Source organism: Streptomyces sp. NBC_01451, assembly GCF_036227485.1.
Lineage (GTDB): Bacteria > Actinomycetota > Actinomycetes > Streptomycetales > Streptomycetaceae > Streptomyces.
Window position 1 is genome coordinate 4630546 of sequence record NZ_CP109479.1, and the last position, 14289, is coordinate 4644834.

General features: G+C 69.6%; 13 protein-coding genes and 2 tRNA genes. 10 read left to right on the forward strand and 5 right to left on the reverse strand.

Annotated elements, in window-relative coordinates; translation table 11 throughout:
* Positions 1-253 precede the first annotated feature (253 nt).
* Positions 254-475 (forward strand): hypothetical protein, encoded by a 222-nt coding sequence (locus tag OG595_RS20320; RefSeq protein ID WP_329273877.1) that lies wholly within the window; start codon positions 254-256, stop codon positions 473-475.
* A 387-nt stretch (positions 476-862) separates the two neighbouring features.
* Here the strand turns inward: OG595_RS20320 and OG595_RS20325 are convergent, their stop codons facing one another.
* The gene (locus tag OG595_RS20325) at positions 863-1354 is read right to left on the reverse strand and encodes a GntR family transcriptional regulator (RefSeq protein ID WP_329273878.1); all 492 of its coding nucleotides are present in this window, start codon (positions 1352-1354) and stop codon (positions 863-865) included.
* A 171-nt stretch (positions 1355-1525) separates the two neighbouring features.
* Between OG595_RS20325 and OG595_RS20330 the strand changes: the two genes are divergently transcribed.
* The 7 genes from OG595_RS20330 (at position 1526) to OG595_RS20360 (ending at position 7307) form a co-directional block, all read left to right on the forward strand.
* Entirely contained in the window at positions 1526-1876 is a 351-nt protein-coding gene (locus tag OG595_RS20330; protein WP_006381100.1) for an SCO3933 family regulatory protein, read from the forward strand.
* The gene (locus OG595_RS20335; protein WP_329273879.1) at positions 1873-2085 is read left to right on the forward strand and encodes a hypothetical protein; all 213 of its coding nucleotides are present in this window, start codon (positions 1873-1875) and stop codon (positions 2083-2085) included. The genes OG595_RS20330 and OG595_RS20335 overlap by 4 nt, the downstream gene beginning before the upstream one ends.
* The gene (locus OG595_RS20340; RefSeq protein ID WP_329273880.1) at positions 2082-3488 is read left to right on the forward strand and encodes a cell division protein FtsK; all 1407 of its coding nucleotides are present in this window, start codon (positions 2082-2084) and stop codon (positions 3486-3488) included. Before OG595_RS20335 ends, OG595_RS20340 begins: the two co-directional genes overlap by 4 nt.
* A gap of 58 nt (positions 3489-3546) precedes the next feature.
* Positions 3547-4251 carry a DUF2637 domain-containing protein gene (locus OG595_RS20345; RefSeq protein ID WP_329273882.1) on the forward strand — a complete coding sequence of 235 codons (705 nt, stop codon included), beginning with the start codon at positions 3547-3549 and terminating at the stop codon, positions 4249-4251.
* A gap of 151 nt (positions 4252-4402) precedes the next feature.
* Positions 4403-5866 carry a replication initiator gene (locus OG595_RS20350; protein WP_329273884.1) on the forward strand — a complete coding sequence of 488 codons (1464 nt, stop codon included), beginning with the start codon at positions 4403-4405 and terminating at the stop codon, positions 5864-5866.
* The gene (locus tag OG595_RS20355; protein ID WP_105970329.1) at positions 5863-6045 is read left to right on the forward strand and encodes a helix-turn-helix domain-containing protein; all 183 of its coding nucleotides are present in this window, start codon (positions 5863-5865) and stop codon (positions 6043-6045) included. Before OG595_RS20350 ends, OG595_RS20355 begins: the two co-directional genes overlap by 4 nt.
* Positions 6045-7307, forward strand: a complete 1263-nt coding sequence (locus OG595_RS20360; RefSeq protein WP_329273886.1) for a site-specific integrase — start codon at positions 6045-6047, stop codon at positions 7305-7307. The genes OG595_RS20355 and OG595_RS20360 overlap by 1 nt, the downstream gene beginning before the upstream one ends.
* Positions 7308-7414: 107 nt before the next feature.
* On the opposite strand, the gene OG595_RS20365 is transcribed toward OG595_RS20360, so the two are convergent.
* The 4 genes from OG595_RS20365 to OG595_RS20380 form a co-directional block, all read right to left on the reverse strand.
* A complete protein-coding gene (locus tag OG595_RS20365; protein ID WP_329273888.1) occupies positions 7415-7591 on the reverse strand; it encodes a hypothetical protein in 177 nt (58 codons plus the stop codon).
* A 5-nt stretch (positions 7592-7596) separates the two neighbouring features.
* On the reverse strand, positions 7597-7875 hold the full coding sequence (locus tag OG595_RS20370) for a DUF2188 domain-containing protein (protein ID WP_329273890.1): 279 nt from the start codon (positions 7873-7875) through the stop codon (positions 7597-7599).
* Positions 7876-8355: 480 nt separating this feature from the next.
* A tRNA-Arg gene (locus OG595_RS20375) sits at positions 8356-8428 on the reverse strand.
* 207 nt (positions 8429-8635) lie between these two features.
* Positions 8636-8726 (reverse strand) — tRNA-Ser (locus OG595_RS20380).
* Between the two features lie 212 nt (positions 8727-8938).
* Here OG595_RS20380 and OG595_RS20385 point away from each other — a divergent pair.
* Complete coding sequence (locus OG595_RS20385) at positions 8939-9517, forward strand: SSI family serine proteinase inhibitor (RefSeq protein ID WP_329273891.1); 579 nt, start codon at positions 8939-8941, stop codon at positions 9515-9517.
* A gap of 269 nt (positions 9518-9786) precedes the next feature.
* Positions 9787-14286: a PAS domain-containing hybrid sensor histidine kinase/response regulator gene (locus OG595_RS20390; RefSeq protein WP_329273892.1), complete on the forward strand. Its 4500-nt coding sequence runs from the start codon at positions 9787-9789 to the stop codon at positions 14284-14286.
* Positions 14287-14289: the final 3 nt, after the last annotated feature.

A 14289-nucleotide genomic window follows, 5' to 3' on the forward strand; every position in this document is an offset into this window, starting at 1 on the left:
AAACCCGGTCCGCCTCGCGTCAGCAGTGCGCGGACGTCAACAACAAAAGACCGGACCACCCCTCAGCCTGGACAGCATTCCGGGTGGTCCGGTCGTGGAAGCCCTGATCAGGACCCCGGTGCCGATGGTACCGGGGCGGTCGGCGTGCTCGGATTCGGGTGCGGCGTCAACCCCCGTCAGTTGTTGTTGAGTTGGAGAGGACGGCGATTGAAGGCGGTCATTGGAAGCCCAGTTCTGACCTGCGCCACCGAAAGTGAGCCAAGACGGCGAGTGCGCCGAACAGGCACCCGTCACGTATGCCTCCAGCAACCCCGTACCGGCATCAGCCACGCTTCTCGGTTTCGAAATGACGGTCACCCGGACGGCGGGGTGGGGCGCGCTCGGGCTCAGCCTGCTCCTGGTCGTGGTCCTGGTGCTCGGGCTGGGCGAGTTGCTTCCTGGCCTGGCTGTCTGCCTTGGCGGTGCTGCGCGCTGAGTGGCCGGGGGCCGCCGCAGCGGTGGCGGAGACAGGGAGCGGCGGCGGCCCGTGGCCGCCAGCGCGCGCGGCACGCCGTAGGCGGGCCGCCTTGATCCAGTAAAGAAACTCTGAACAGCACGCTGGGCAGCAGTCGATCAACCTGGGAGAGGCACGGATGCCGTGGGCAAGCCTTCGGCGGTTCGAGCAAGTGCGGCACGGAATGACGGCACGGCGGCAAGCGGAGAGCGATGACCGAGCACATACCGGACAACGAAATGGGGTCGACCAGCATTCAGGTCGGGGACACGGATCAAGTAGTCGCGCTGATCGAGGAGATGCGGGCCATGGTCGTCCGCCTCAGTAGGGAGACCAGGGAGTTGCGAGAGGAAGTGGCCCAGCTCAGGACTACGGCTTCGGCTGCTGAGCTGCCTTCAGCTCCTCGACCTCGCGCCGCAGTTCCTGATGATCAGCGCTGAGGGCACGGATCTCGTCACGTAGTGCGGTGAGTACTTCGGTAAGGGTGGTCCCGGCGTCTGCGGCAGCTTCGGTGTCGTCGGGGCCACCCTCGCCCGGCTCGGCCTGGCCCTGCTTCTCGTCCCTGTTCGCCAAGTACCAAACCGGAGCGGTGTAGTTCGCCGAGGACTCCCCGCCGGCGTTGTGGTCTGCGACGAAGCTGCCCCGACCGTGGATCGTGTAGATCAGGCCTTCGTCCCGCAGCACGTTGAGCGCGGACCTCGCGGTCATGTTGGCCACGCCGAAGCGTTCCTGTAGCTCGCGGATGGACGGCATCTGCTCGCCCGGCTTGATCCGCCCCTGCAAGATGTCGCGCCGAATCTCGTCGGCAGCGTGCTGATACGGCGGCCGGCGGTCCTGCTTGCTCTCTGGCGCGGGGCTCATGGCCCAAGAGTAGCGATTCTTAGCACCCCTAGCACACCCCACTGACATAGGTGGCCTATGTCAGTTGATAGCTAGCTCACCTGATTCACTTGACTCTGCTAGGTCTGCTATGTTCAATGGAGAGCACGCGCCACCGCCCCGGTGGAGCGCAGTCGAGAGGAATCAACTCCCATGGCACGCATCCGTGTTGGCCTGCTTCCCACCTCTTCGTTCATGGTCGGCACCCTGCCGGTGCCGAAGTACGCGGACCAGGAGAAGACGCAGTTCGCCACCGACCGTGAGACCGGCGCGAAGCTCTACACGATCACCCTCTTCTTCATGGAGGAGGACCGTGCCGAGGCTCTGAAGATCACCGTTCCGGAAACCGGTCTGCCCAACGGGCTCCGGCCCGGTGTCCCGGTCATGCCGGTGGAGCTGTTCGCCACTCCGTGGGCGCGCATCTTCAACGGCTCGCTCTCGGACGGCATCGCCTACCGCGCGGGCCGACTTGACCTGGTGGCCCCGGCCGCTGAGGCGGCGTGAGCGGCACCGCTTTCCGGTCCGGCGCTGAGCGCAGCTACCCGCTGCCTCACGCCGTGCCGGGTGCCCAGTTCACCGAATCACTCGTGACCTCGGTGGCGGCCCTGCTCGTCGCCTACGGCTTCCCCCGCCTCGACGCATCGGCGGATCGGGCGGCCCTCGAATCGGCCCTCACGGCCTTCCTCTACAACCCGCTGGAGAGTCACAGATGAAGGATCCGAACGCCCCGGCGCAGGGGATCTTCGGTCAAGTCCCGCTCGTCGTCGCCCTGGCGCTCGCCATGCTCGCCGGATGGGCGGCCTGGTGGATAGTCCGCTACGTTCGCGCCGATGCCATGACCCGCCAGTCCATACGGCAGGCCATACGCGTGCGGTGGGGCTGGAAGCGGCTCGCGCCGATGCTCAAGCTGTCGGCCACCGACAAGACCCCGACCGCGCTGGCGTCACTGGCGACCGCGAACGGCAAGCCCATCAAACCGCGCGTCCTAATTCCCGCCCTGAAGGTGAAGCACGACGCGTATGGCGTGATCGCGCGGGCACAGTGCCTCCCCGGCGTCGGTCTCCAGCAATTCCAGAAGGCGGGCCCACACCTCGCAGACGCCTGGCGTTGCACACGGGTCGCGGTCACCCAGGACAAGCCTGGGCAGGTCCTCATCCGGGGTGTGCGACTGGACCCACTGAAGTTCCCCACCGAGCACCACCCCACGGGTGAACCACCGGAGGAGACAGCCCAGTGGGATCTGGGCCTGGACGAGTACGCGCAACCCGTATCCGTGAACCTCACGCAGGTGCCCGGCGTGACCGTGGCCGGCCTTCCCGGCTTCGGCAAGACCAGCCTGATCAACCGGCTCCTCGCCGACTGGGCACCCTCGCCCGCAGTGCAGTTCGCCTGCGCGGACGGCAAGGTGTCGGCTGCGTACGAAGGTGACTACGCGGACTGGGTCAAGCGCATGTTCGCCTTCGTGGGCGATGACCTGGAAGAGGCCAACAAGCTGTTCCGGCAACTCGTGGAGCTGCGCCGCGCCCGGTCGGCATCGGTGCGCCAGGTACTCGGGGTGAAGTCCATGTGGGACATCGGACCTTCCGAGAGCTGGCCCCTGGTCGTGCTGATCGTCGACGAAGCGCACACCTACTTCCGCGACCACAAGGGAAGCGACCAACAGACGAAGAAGCTGGCCGCGCTCGCCGCCGAGAACGCCCGGCTCGTGGAAGACCTGGTGAAGAAGGGCCGGTCCGTGGGACTGCTCGTCATCCTCACCACTCAGAAGTCCACGGGCGACGCGATACCCACCTTCATCCGCGACGTGTGCCCCGTGGGCCTGAGCTTCGCCCAGAAGACCGCCGAAGCCGCCGTGGCCGCTCTCGGTGACGAGATCCGGGAATGGCCGGACGCCAACCCCATCAACCTCCAGGACCCCACCTACGTCGGCGTCGCGTCGATGAACCACCAGTCGCAACCCGGCTTCACCCGCATTCGTACGCCCTACGTACCCGACGCGGAAGCGGCTCGCATCGCCGAAGAGACAGCGAACCTCACCATCGACCCGTCAACCCTGCTGGCAGCCTTTATCGGCCCTCGCACGACGGACGTGGATCTCACGAAACTCGACGCCTGAGCCGGTCGCCCCACCGCCTCGCACGTTCCCGACACCTCAGGAGAGGGGGTGAAAACTCATGACAGAAGACCGGATCACCCAGCGCACGATCACCGCCGTCATGATCGTCATTGCCGCGCTGGCGTTCGTCTTCTCCTTCGGCAACGTCTGGTCCCTCGCGCTCCGCCTCGGCGTCCCCGGCCCGATCGCACCGCTCATCGCCCCAATGGTGGACCTGTCCGTGGTCGGCCTCCTGGTCGCACTTCGCTACCTCTCCCTGCGCGGCCTTCCGGCCGAACAGATGACGGCCGCGACCCGCCTCATGCACTTCTCCGGACTACTGACCCTCGCCCTCAACGTCGCCGAACCGATCGTCACCGGACACTACGGCCGCGCCGCCGTCGACGCGGTGGCCCCGCTACTCCTCCTCGGCTGGGGCTCCGTCGGCCCGCAACTCCTCCGCGCCTTCCACACCGTTGCGCGCCCCGCCATACCGGCTTCCCTGCCGGACGAGATCGAGTCAGAGCCTGAGACGGGCTCTGACGTATCCCGCCTTGCGGTGCCTCTCACCATTCCGGCCCCCGCACCGGCCCCCGCCGCTCCTCACGTGGCCCCGGCTCCTGCCTCGCCTGCGGTCAAGGTGCCTGAGCCGCTGCTGACCGAAGCACGCTCCATCGCCACGTCCCACCGCACCGAGCACGGCGAACCGATCACGGTGGCCCAGCTCAAGACGCGACTCGGGATCGGCCTGCCGATGGCCACCGCGCTTCACGCCGCTCTGTAGGGCCACACCCTTCCGCCGGCCTCTCCGGCACTTCCCACCGCCGCCCGCCCCTGGGCCCGCCTTGCCATGCCTGCGGGCAGCAGCCCGAGCGCACTGAATCGCTGCTGCCCGCAGGGCCCACCCTCGTGCCAGAAGGGACACCTCGCCACCCATGCGCCGCCCCCTCGACCTGCGCCACGTCATCAGCCCCGGCCTGCGGGACCTGGTCGAACTGGCCAACACCGACGACTTCGACCGAGTCACCGAGCAGGTCCGCGACCTTCGAGGCTGCACCAGCCCGGTCAACCTGCACGGCTGGACCATCACCACCGACCAGACCACCAACCAAGTGATCCGCTCCTACCGCTCCGAGGACGAACCCACCGGCCGTCTCCTCACCACCTGCGGCAACCGCCGCGCCTCCCGCTGCCCCGCCTGCTCCCGCCTCTACGCCGCCGACACCTACCACCTGATCAAGGCCGGACTGTCCGGCGGCAAGAACGTCGCCGAAACCGTCCGCGACCACCCCCGGGCCTTCGTCACCCTCACCGCCCCGTCCTTCGGCCCCGTCCACAACCGCCCCACGACCGACGCGGGCAAGCCCCGCCCCTGCTCCTGCGGTGAGAACCACGTCCAGGACGCTCCCGAACTCGGCACCCCACTGCGCCCGGCACGCTACGACTACAGCGGCGCCGTGCTGTGGAACGCCCATGCCGGGGCCCTGTGGGCACGCTTCACCACCTACCTGCGCCGAGCCCTCGCCGAGCACCTCGGCATGACCCAGAAGGCACTCAACGCGGCCCTCCGCATCTCCTTCGCCAAAGTCGCCGAGTACCAACAGCGCGGCCTGGTCCACTTCCACGCTGTCGTCCGCTTCGACGGTCCCGACGGCCACACCACCGCACCACCGCCCTGGGCCACCTTCGACGCTCTCCAAGTGGCCGTCGGCCTGGCGGTCGAACGTGCCCGGCTCATCGTCGAATCGGACGCGGTCGGCGAACGCGTCATCCGGTGGGGCGACCGCTTCAAGGTGGATCAGATCTCGGCCCTGGGAGACGGCGAACTCACGGACGCCAAGGTCGCCGGTTACGTCGCCAAGTACGCCACCAAGAACGCCGAGGGCGCGGGCACCGTGGACCGCACCCTCGTATGCCGCCCCTGCGCCGGACGCGGCTACGTACGCGGCCCCGACGGCTTCCGCGACCTGTGCGAGGACTGCGACGGCACCGGCCAAGCCGAACCCATCACCAACCTCGCCGTCCAGCAGCACGCCCGGCAGATGATCCGCACCGCCTGGGCGCTCGGCCACCTTCCCGAGTTCGCCCACCTCAAGCTCTGGAAGTGGGCGCACATGCTCGGCTTCCGCGGCCACTTCTCCAGCAAATCCCGCGCCTACTCGACCACCCTCGGCGCACTCCGCGACGTACGCCGTGCCTGGCGAACAGCTCAGGCCGAAGCCGCCCGCCTCCGGGCCGGCCTTCCGGTCGACGACGAGAACACCACCCTCGTCACCGCCTCCTCGTGGACCTACCTCAGCAGCGGCTACCGCCCCGGCGAAGAACTCCTCGCCGCCCAGGTCCGCCACGACAGAGCCCACACCGAACGCCTCAAGCGAGAAGGGCTACTGCCTGCATGACGACGGCCGTACTCACCGTGGACCAGGTCGCCGAGCGGCTCGGCATCAGCCGCTGGAAGGTCCACGACCTGATCCGCTCCCGCGAACTCGCCTCGTTCAAGATCGGCCGCTGCCGACGAATCAGCGAAGCCGCCGTGGACGCCTACGTATCCCACCGCACCGAACAGGAAGCCGCCTGATGGCCAAGCCGAAGAAGAACGCCAACAACGAGGGCACCATCTACCAGCGCAAGGACGGCCGTTGGGAGGGCAGCGCGTACGTGCTCACGACGGACGGCACGTACAAGCGACGCAGCGTCTACGGCAAGACCTGGGAAGAAGCACACGAGAAGCTGACCAAGCTCAAGGCTGACTCCCTGAGCGGCCTCCCGATAGCCACCAGCAAGATGACGCTGAGCGAGTACCTGGCGTACTGGCTCGCGAACGTCGCCAAGGGCAAGGTCCGCCGGACGACATACGTCAACTACGAGTCCCTCGTCCGGAACTACGTCACCTCGGAGTTCGGCAAGAAGAAGCTGACCCGGCTGACCGCCCGAGATATCCGCGCCTTCCTCACCAAGACGGCGGCCACCTGCCAGTGCTGCGCCCAGGGCAAGGACAAGAACCGCCCGGAGCACAAGCGTCGCTGCTGCGCCCTCAGCAAGTGCTGCAAGAAGCTTCCCTCAGATCGGACCGTCCGCTTCCTGCTCGTGATCCTGCGCGCCGCTATCCAGCACGCCGTACGGGAAGACGAACTGCCGCGCAACGTGGCCCGGAACGTGGAGCTGAGCATGGGGACGAAGCGCGAGATCGAACCGCTCACGGCCAAGGAAGGGCGTCAGCTCCTGGCAGCGGCGCGGGAGAACCGTCTGTGGGCCGCGTACGAACTGGCGGTCCGCATCGGCCTCCGGCGCGGCGAACTGCTGGGCCTGCGCTGGTCGGACCTGGATCTCTACGAAGGAGTACTCACCGTCCGGCAGGCGCTCCAACGGGTCGGCGGCGAACTACTGATCGTCGCGCCGAAGACTCAGCGCTCGGCCCGCCGCGTGGCCCTGCCTGCCGAGTGTGTGACGGCACTTCGCGCTCAGCGTGCCCAACAGATCGCCGACAAGAAGGCAGCGGGGGACAACTGGAAGGAGACTGGACACGGTCTCGTCTTCACCACGAAGAACGGGACACCGATCGAGCCGCGCAACATGAACCGCTCCTTCGAAGCGCTGTGCGTCCGCGCCGGCGTCCGCAAGGTCCGCTTGCACGACCTGCGCCACACCTGCGCGTCACTCCTCCACGAACAGGGCGCCGACGCCCGCATGATCATGGAAGTGCTCGGCCACAGTTCGATCCGCGTGACCATGGACATCTACACCTTCGTACGGCTCGACTCGCAGCGTTCAGCCTTCGACCGAGTGGGCGAGGCTCTGCGGGAAGACGAAGGCAACCAGCCGGGCGAAGCCCACAGGTAGCAGCGAAGCCGACGCTCTACTGGAAGCACGGTTCGCACAACTCAGGAGCACAGCGGAGCCCCCACCAACTCGGTGGGGGCTCCGCCTCTTGGTGGGCTGTCGGTGTGTCAGCCGCTGATGCGATCGATGGTCTCCACCCGAGTGGCTCGGATTCGCAACGTTACGGCCACGCCACCTTTGCCGTCATGCGCGAAGAAGTCGATGAACTCTCCGACAGTCGCGAACCCCGTGGCTTCGACCTCCCGCTTGTTGCTGAACTCCTTGTTGATCACGTAAGTGTCCATGGCAGTCATCCCTTCGACCTCTTCGGGTCGCTGCCCGGCGGGACCGTGTTCTGCTCCCGCACCTGGCCGTTCTTGCCACGAATACGCAGCTCTCCGCCGCCGCCGTTGGCCAAGATCTCCTTGGCACGCGAGACCGCCTCAGCCTGGGTCGGCACCACGGCGCTGGCCCTCTCGGCTCCGGGCTTCGTCACGGCCCATCCGTCATCTCTCTTTGACACGTCCCTGGTGTTGGGTCGACCGGTCATGACACGTCCTTTCCCAAGGACGGACACACGGACGGCCATCTTGGAAGAACCAAGGGAGGGCGATAAGGTCCGAAGGCGCTACCAACGCATCAGGCCCCATGCCGTGTGCCCAACCTCAAGTTGGGCCCCAGCTGGGGCCTGTTCTGGTTTGGCGGATCAAGTGAAGCACCACAGACGACCCACCAGCAAGCGACACGCCCCAAGATGTAGCAGCACGCAGAGAATCCGCCACTACATATTGTGTTTGCGAGAGAGCGCAACACCAGGCTACAGGCACCCACTGACAGTGCGGCTTGCACTCAGAGACGACCCCGGCCGTGAACGGCAGACACCTCAGCCGCCCACCACGGGAGTGCGATGCAGGACAGACAGCGGGTGGGAGAAGGCAGCCCGAGACGGCAGTCGACAGAACGGCCAGCGAGACTAAATGCCGCCGCTAGTCCGGTTGCCGTCAAACACCGCCGTCAACGCAAAAACCAGAGGCCCCGTGGATTCCTCCACGGGGCCTCTGGCCTGCTGTGCACTCGGCAGGATTCGAACCTGCAACCTTCTGATCCGTAGTCAGATGCTCTATCCGTTAAGCTACGAGTGCTTGTGTTTTCTGTTGTGTTTGCTCTTCCTTCCGGGGTTTTCGACCCGGTTGGCGTTGCGGGAACAACATTACATGACTGGCGGCGTGAGGTGAAATCCGTTTGCCGCACCTGGCCTGACCTGCGGAAACGGCCGTTCGAGGCCTGTTGGAGCGGCTGGGAACGACCGAAGCCCCGGTCAGTCATGACCGGGGCTTCGGGATGAGGTGCGGAGGCGGAGGGATTTGAACCCTCGATGGGATGTAAGTCCCAAACCGCATTAGCAGTGCGGCGCCATAGACCGGACTAGGCGACGCCTCCAGCACAACCTCCCGCGCGAGCGCGAGTGGTGCGTGCAGATGATGACACAGACGAGCGCGGTGTCACCAATCGCCTCCCACGGTACTAGGCAGGCGGGGCGCAGGGCAAAGCCGTTGTGACTGTCGGTGTCGCCTGATGGACCGCTGTGCTGCACGGGGACCGTCGGCCCGGCCCGCGCGCAACGTCCTCCCGCGTCAGGCGTTAGTCAGGTCATGTTCAAGGTCACCGCTCATGCCCCTCGCGCCCCGTACTCCGCCGCCACTCCTCCCGTAGCCACCGCTCCTTCTGGTGCGCGGGCCGGCGGCGCCCTCCGGCGTCTCGTCTTCGCCGCCACCGCCGGCGTCTCCCTCGCCGCGGCCTCCTTCTCCGCGGCGCCCATGGCCGCGTACGCCGACGCAAGCCCCCAAACGCGCCCCGTCACGCCCTTCGCGCCTTTCACGCCCCTCCTCACTCCCGTGGGGCGCGCCTCCGACCACCTCACCGTCACCGTCCGCGGCACAGGTGGGCGCGGGGACGGGCGGTTCGAGCTGCTCTGTCATCCCGGGGGCGGAAGTCATCCCGACGTCGACGGGGCCTGTGGGTCGCTCGACCGGGGGGCGCGGTGGGGGAAGGATCCGTTCGCCCCCGTGTCCCCCGACAGCGTCTGCACGATGATGTACGGGGGTGCGGCTACCGCACACGTGACCGGCACCTGGGCCGGGCGTCCCGTCGATGCCACGTTCGACCGCAGCAACGGGTGCCAGATGGCCCGCTGGGACCGGCTCGTACCCCTGCTGCCCGATCTTCGCTGAGCCCCCGCCGGGCTCCCCGACCAGGCTCCTGACCGGCGCGGCAGGGCTCCCGAGGGGCCCCACAACACAGTCACAGGAGCCCCGTAGCGCACAAGTGGCGTGAAGGGTGCCGTCACAGCCTCTCTGTCACTTCGTCGTGCGACCTCCCTCTCATCCGGCATCGCGAGCGCAACCACTGCCCTTAGACTCCCTCGCGTGACACGTTGCGGGCCGGTAGGCAAGATGGCGTCCGCGGTAGGCAAGGTGCGGTAACAGGGAGGAAGCGTCTCGTGAGCAGCAGGCCATCCCGAGGCGCTGCTCGCCTCGCAGCCATACTCGACGCGCTGCCCGATGCGTTGGTGCTGGTCAACGCCAATGGGACCGTCGTCAACGCCAACACGATCGCCCTCGGCGCCTTCGAGACGCCGGGCACCGCCCTCGTCGGGCGCGGGCTGCTCGATCTGCTGCCGGAGTTCGACTCGCGGCTGATCCCCGGCACCATGCGGCGCCCCGATTCCATGGACCCGCACGGCCAGACCAAGCCGACCCGGATGATCGCCCGGCGGACGGACGGCAGCGAGTTCCCCGTCGAGGTCACCAGTGCGAATCTCGAGAACGGCCAGCAGGCGTACGACAGCTACGGATACACCAACGACGAGCTGCTCATGCTCGTCGTACGGGACCTTTCGGGCACCGTCGACACCGAGGCCGAACTCGCGCGTTCGCAACGTCAGACCGAGATGATCCTGCGTGCCGCCGCCGAAGGGGTCGTCGGGACGGACACCGAGGGCCGGGTTGTTCTCGTCAACCCGGCCGCCGCCCAGATACTCGGCTACCGCGCCAGCGATCTCGGCGGGCGCGAGCTCCACACGCTCGTCCTGCACTCGCGTGCCGACGGCGAGCCCTTCCCGTACGGCGAGTCGCCGCTCGCCGACACGCTGCGGTCCGGGCGCAAGCACCGGGTGCGCGGGCAGGTGCTGTGGTCCAAGAGCGGGGACCCGGTCTCCGTCGATCTGACGACCGCGCCCGTGCGGGACGGCGACCAGCTCGTCGGCGCCGTGATGACCTTCACCGACCGGCGTCCGTACGACGCCCTGGCCGAGGAGAAGGTCGCCGCCGACAAGCTGCACGAGGAGGAGCTGGAGCGGGTCGCCGAGGAGCACGCCTCCGAGCTCACCGCCCTGCGCCAGCAGCACGTCGCCGAGATCGAGCAGCTGCGCGAGGAGCACGAGGAGGAACTCGCCGCGGGTGAGGACCGGTACGCGGCCCTCGCGGAGCGCGAGAAGGACCGGTACGAGGCCCTGGCCGGCCGGCAGGAGCAGCTGCTCGTGCTGCTCGGACGGTCGCTGCGCGGACCCCTCGACGAGCTGCGCCGCGAACTGGCCACCCTCGCCGCCGACGACGCCGGGCAGCTGTGGCCCGAGGCCAACCAGGTGCTGCACCATCTGTCGGCCGGTTACTCGCGCATCACCACATTGGTCGACAACGTCCTCTCCTACCAGCGGCTCGACACCGGAGTCGACTCCATCACCCGTACGAAGGTGATGCTCGACGCGGTCGTCGCCGCCGGGGTCGACGGGGCCGTCGAACTGATCGGGCCCGGACGCGTCCAGTTCGCCGTGCACGCGCCGCCCATCGAGGCCGAGGTCGACCCGCAGCGACTCGCCACCGCCCTGGCGCACCTCGTCGCGGACGTCGCCGGCGTCGACGCGACCGGAAACTCGCCCGCCTCCGCCGGCGGTTACATGGACAACACGGTCGTCGTGGCCGCCGCGCAGCGCGGTGAGGTCGTACGGATCGAGGTGCGCGGGCCGTACACCGGGGGAGACCCGGTGCACGAGCCGATCGTGCGCGGGATCGTGCGCGCTCACGGCGGAGTGCTCCAGACGCACGAGGTGCCGGGCATGAGCGGCAGTGCGTACGTGCTTGAGGTGCCCATCGGGGGCGGGGCGGGCGCGGTGGTGGCCGAGGCCGCGGCCGGGGTCCCGCAGGCGGGCGTCGGCGCCGAGCTGGCCGTGCCCGGGCAGGCGTCGGACGGCGGCGACAGCAACGGCAACGGCGGTGTCAGCGGGCGGCGGCGGGCGAGGCGGTCCTCCGTGGACGCCTTCCTGGAGGCAGACGTACCGGAAGTCGCGCCCGAGGGGGAGGCCGATACCGAGTCCGGTGACTCCGGCAACGAGGCGGTCGCGCCCACCGGGCGGCGCCGTAGGCGGGCGGCCGAGGATGCCTCCATGGCTTCGGCGCCCGCTCCCCAGGGCCAGCCTCAGCCCCAGGCGCAGCCGTCCGACGGGGACGGCGGCACTGGGCGTCGGCGCGGGCGGCACAGCCCCGCCGACGCGGGCGACGCGAACGGCGCCGGCGGTGTCTCCACCGGAGCCGTCGTCCTGGCGGGCGAGCACGGCGCCGGCACCGCTGCCACCGGGACCGGCCTGGGCGGGACGGTGCCGCCGCAGGGCGTGCCCGGCGCTCCGGGTCGGCGCGGCGGAGGCGAGCAGCACGCGTTGCCGCCCGCTCTGCCCGCGGCTCCTTCCGGGGCCGCCGGTGCGGAGGGCGCCGCCGACGACAGCGGGGACGGGCAGCCCACAGGGCGCCGACGCCGAGCCCTGGCGGCAGCGGCCGAGCGTGCCGGTGCGCAGGAGGCGGGCCCCCGCCCGGTATTCGCCCTGCCTCCGGCCGAGGCCGACCGAACGGACGAAGGCGCCGCCGCGGTGGCCGCCGGGCCGGTGGACGACCGGTTCGACGACGCCGGCCGTCATGACGGGCTCATGCACGATCCCGACGACGACCACACCCCGCCCCAGCCTCACCCGACCTCCGCTCCGACCGGTCGGCGGCGTGCGCGCCAGGCTCCGGAGCAGCCGGGGACCGTGCCTCCGGGCGGGATTCCCGGCCAGGCCGTGCCCGTGCAGGCGGCTCCCGTACAGGCGATGGCCGCCCAGGCCGCCGTCGGTCCACAGGGCGGCGTACCGGGTCAGGGGCAGGGTCAGGGCATGCCCGGCCAGGGTGTTCCCGCCGCGCAGAACGCGCAGCTCGCGCAGGCCGCCCAGGTCGGACAGCCCATGCCCGGACAGGCAGTTCCCGCTCAGGGGCTTCCCGCGCAACCGGTGCTCGGACAGCCGGTGGCACAGCCCGTCGCCGGTCAGCCTCTTCCCGGTCAGCCCGTTCCGGCACAGGGCATCCAGGGCCAGCAGGTTCCCCAACAGACCCCCCAGCCCGTTCCCCAGGCCCATCCCCAGCAGGTCCCGGCGCAGGGTACGGCGTCCCAGGCCGCCCTCGCCCAGGGTCTCGCCCCGGGCCAGGCCATCCCCGCCCAGGCCGCCCTCGCTGCCCAGCCCCAGCCCTGGCCCACGACCGACGACGAGACCCCGGACGCCGGCACCGCCGTAGCGCCGAACCCGAACAACCCGGCCGCTGCTCCTGCCGCCGCCCCCGTACCCCAGGCGGCGGCCACCCCCCTGCCTCCCGAGCGGGGCGCGCAGTCCCGGGTCGGGCAGGCGTTGCCCGCCGAGGCCGCCGCCGCGTCGGTCGACCCGAACTCGACGCAGGGTCGGGCGATCAGCGTGCGGACGCTCGGGCAGGGAGTGCCGTTCAGCCGGCAGGCGGCGCAGGTCCAGACACCGGGCCAGCCGCAGGCCGCGACGCCTCCGCACGGCACCAACGGCTCGAACGGCTCCGGTCGTCGCCGCAAACTCGGTACACGCCCCGAGCCCGCCGGCCAGCCGGAGACGACGGGCCGCCCCCACCCGCAGACAGGCCAGGCCGCCCCCGCCGCACCCGTCCCGGGCCAGCCCTCCCTGGCCGGCCAGGGTCCCCTGCCGGGGCAGCCCTCCCTCGCCGGGCAGGCACCACCCGCCCAGGTGTCGTTGCCCACGCAGCCCTCCCTCGCCGGGCAGACTCAGCTCGCGCCCGGCACTCCCCGGCTGCCCGGATTCACCGATGGGGCCGGGCGCTCGTACGCCATAGGAGCGCCGGACCAGAACGCCGCCGAGGGGCCGGAGCCGCTCGACGGGCCCGGCGGAGCCGTCGAGGTCTCCGACCAGCCGCAGCCGCGGCCCATGGACGACGAGCTGCCGCCGGAGCCGCTGGACAACCCGCGTCGGCTGCTGGTGTGGCCCGCGCCGGACGTCACCACACAGCAGGCGCTCAGCGACCGTGGGTACCGGCCCGTCATCGTGAACTCGCGCGAGGAGGTCAGCGCGCAGATCGCGGCCTTCCCGGCGGCGCTGTTCGTCGATCCGCTGACCGGGCCGATCACCCGGACCGCCCTCCAGTCGCTGCGTCAGGCCGCCGTGGCCGCCGAGGTTCCGGTGCTGGTCACGGCCGGACTGGGGCAGGCGACGCGCGAGGCGGCGTACGGTGCCGACCCCGCCGTACTCCTGAAGGCGCTCGCCCCGCGTGACAGTGAGCAGCATCCGCCGCGGGTCCTGCTCATCGAGGAGCACGCGGAGATCGCGCTCGCGTTGACGGCGACGCTGGAGCGGCGCGGGATGCAGGTAGCGCGGGCCGCGAGCGACGCCGACGCGGTCACGCTGGCTTCGCAGCTGCGGCCGAACCTGGTGGTCATGGACCTGCTTCAGGTGAAGCGTCGCAGGGCCGGAATCGTGGACTGGCTGCGGGCGAACGGACAGTTGAACCGCACCCCGCTGGTCGTCTACACCGCCGCCGTCGACCAGGCCGACCTGCCGAGGCTCGCCTCCGGCGAGACGGTGCTGTTCCTCGCCGAACGGTCCACCAGCACCGATGTGCAGAGCCGGATCGTCGATCTGCTCGCGCGCATCGGCACCAATTAGTCG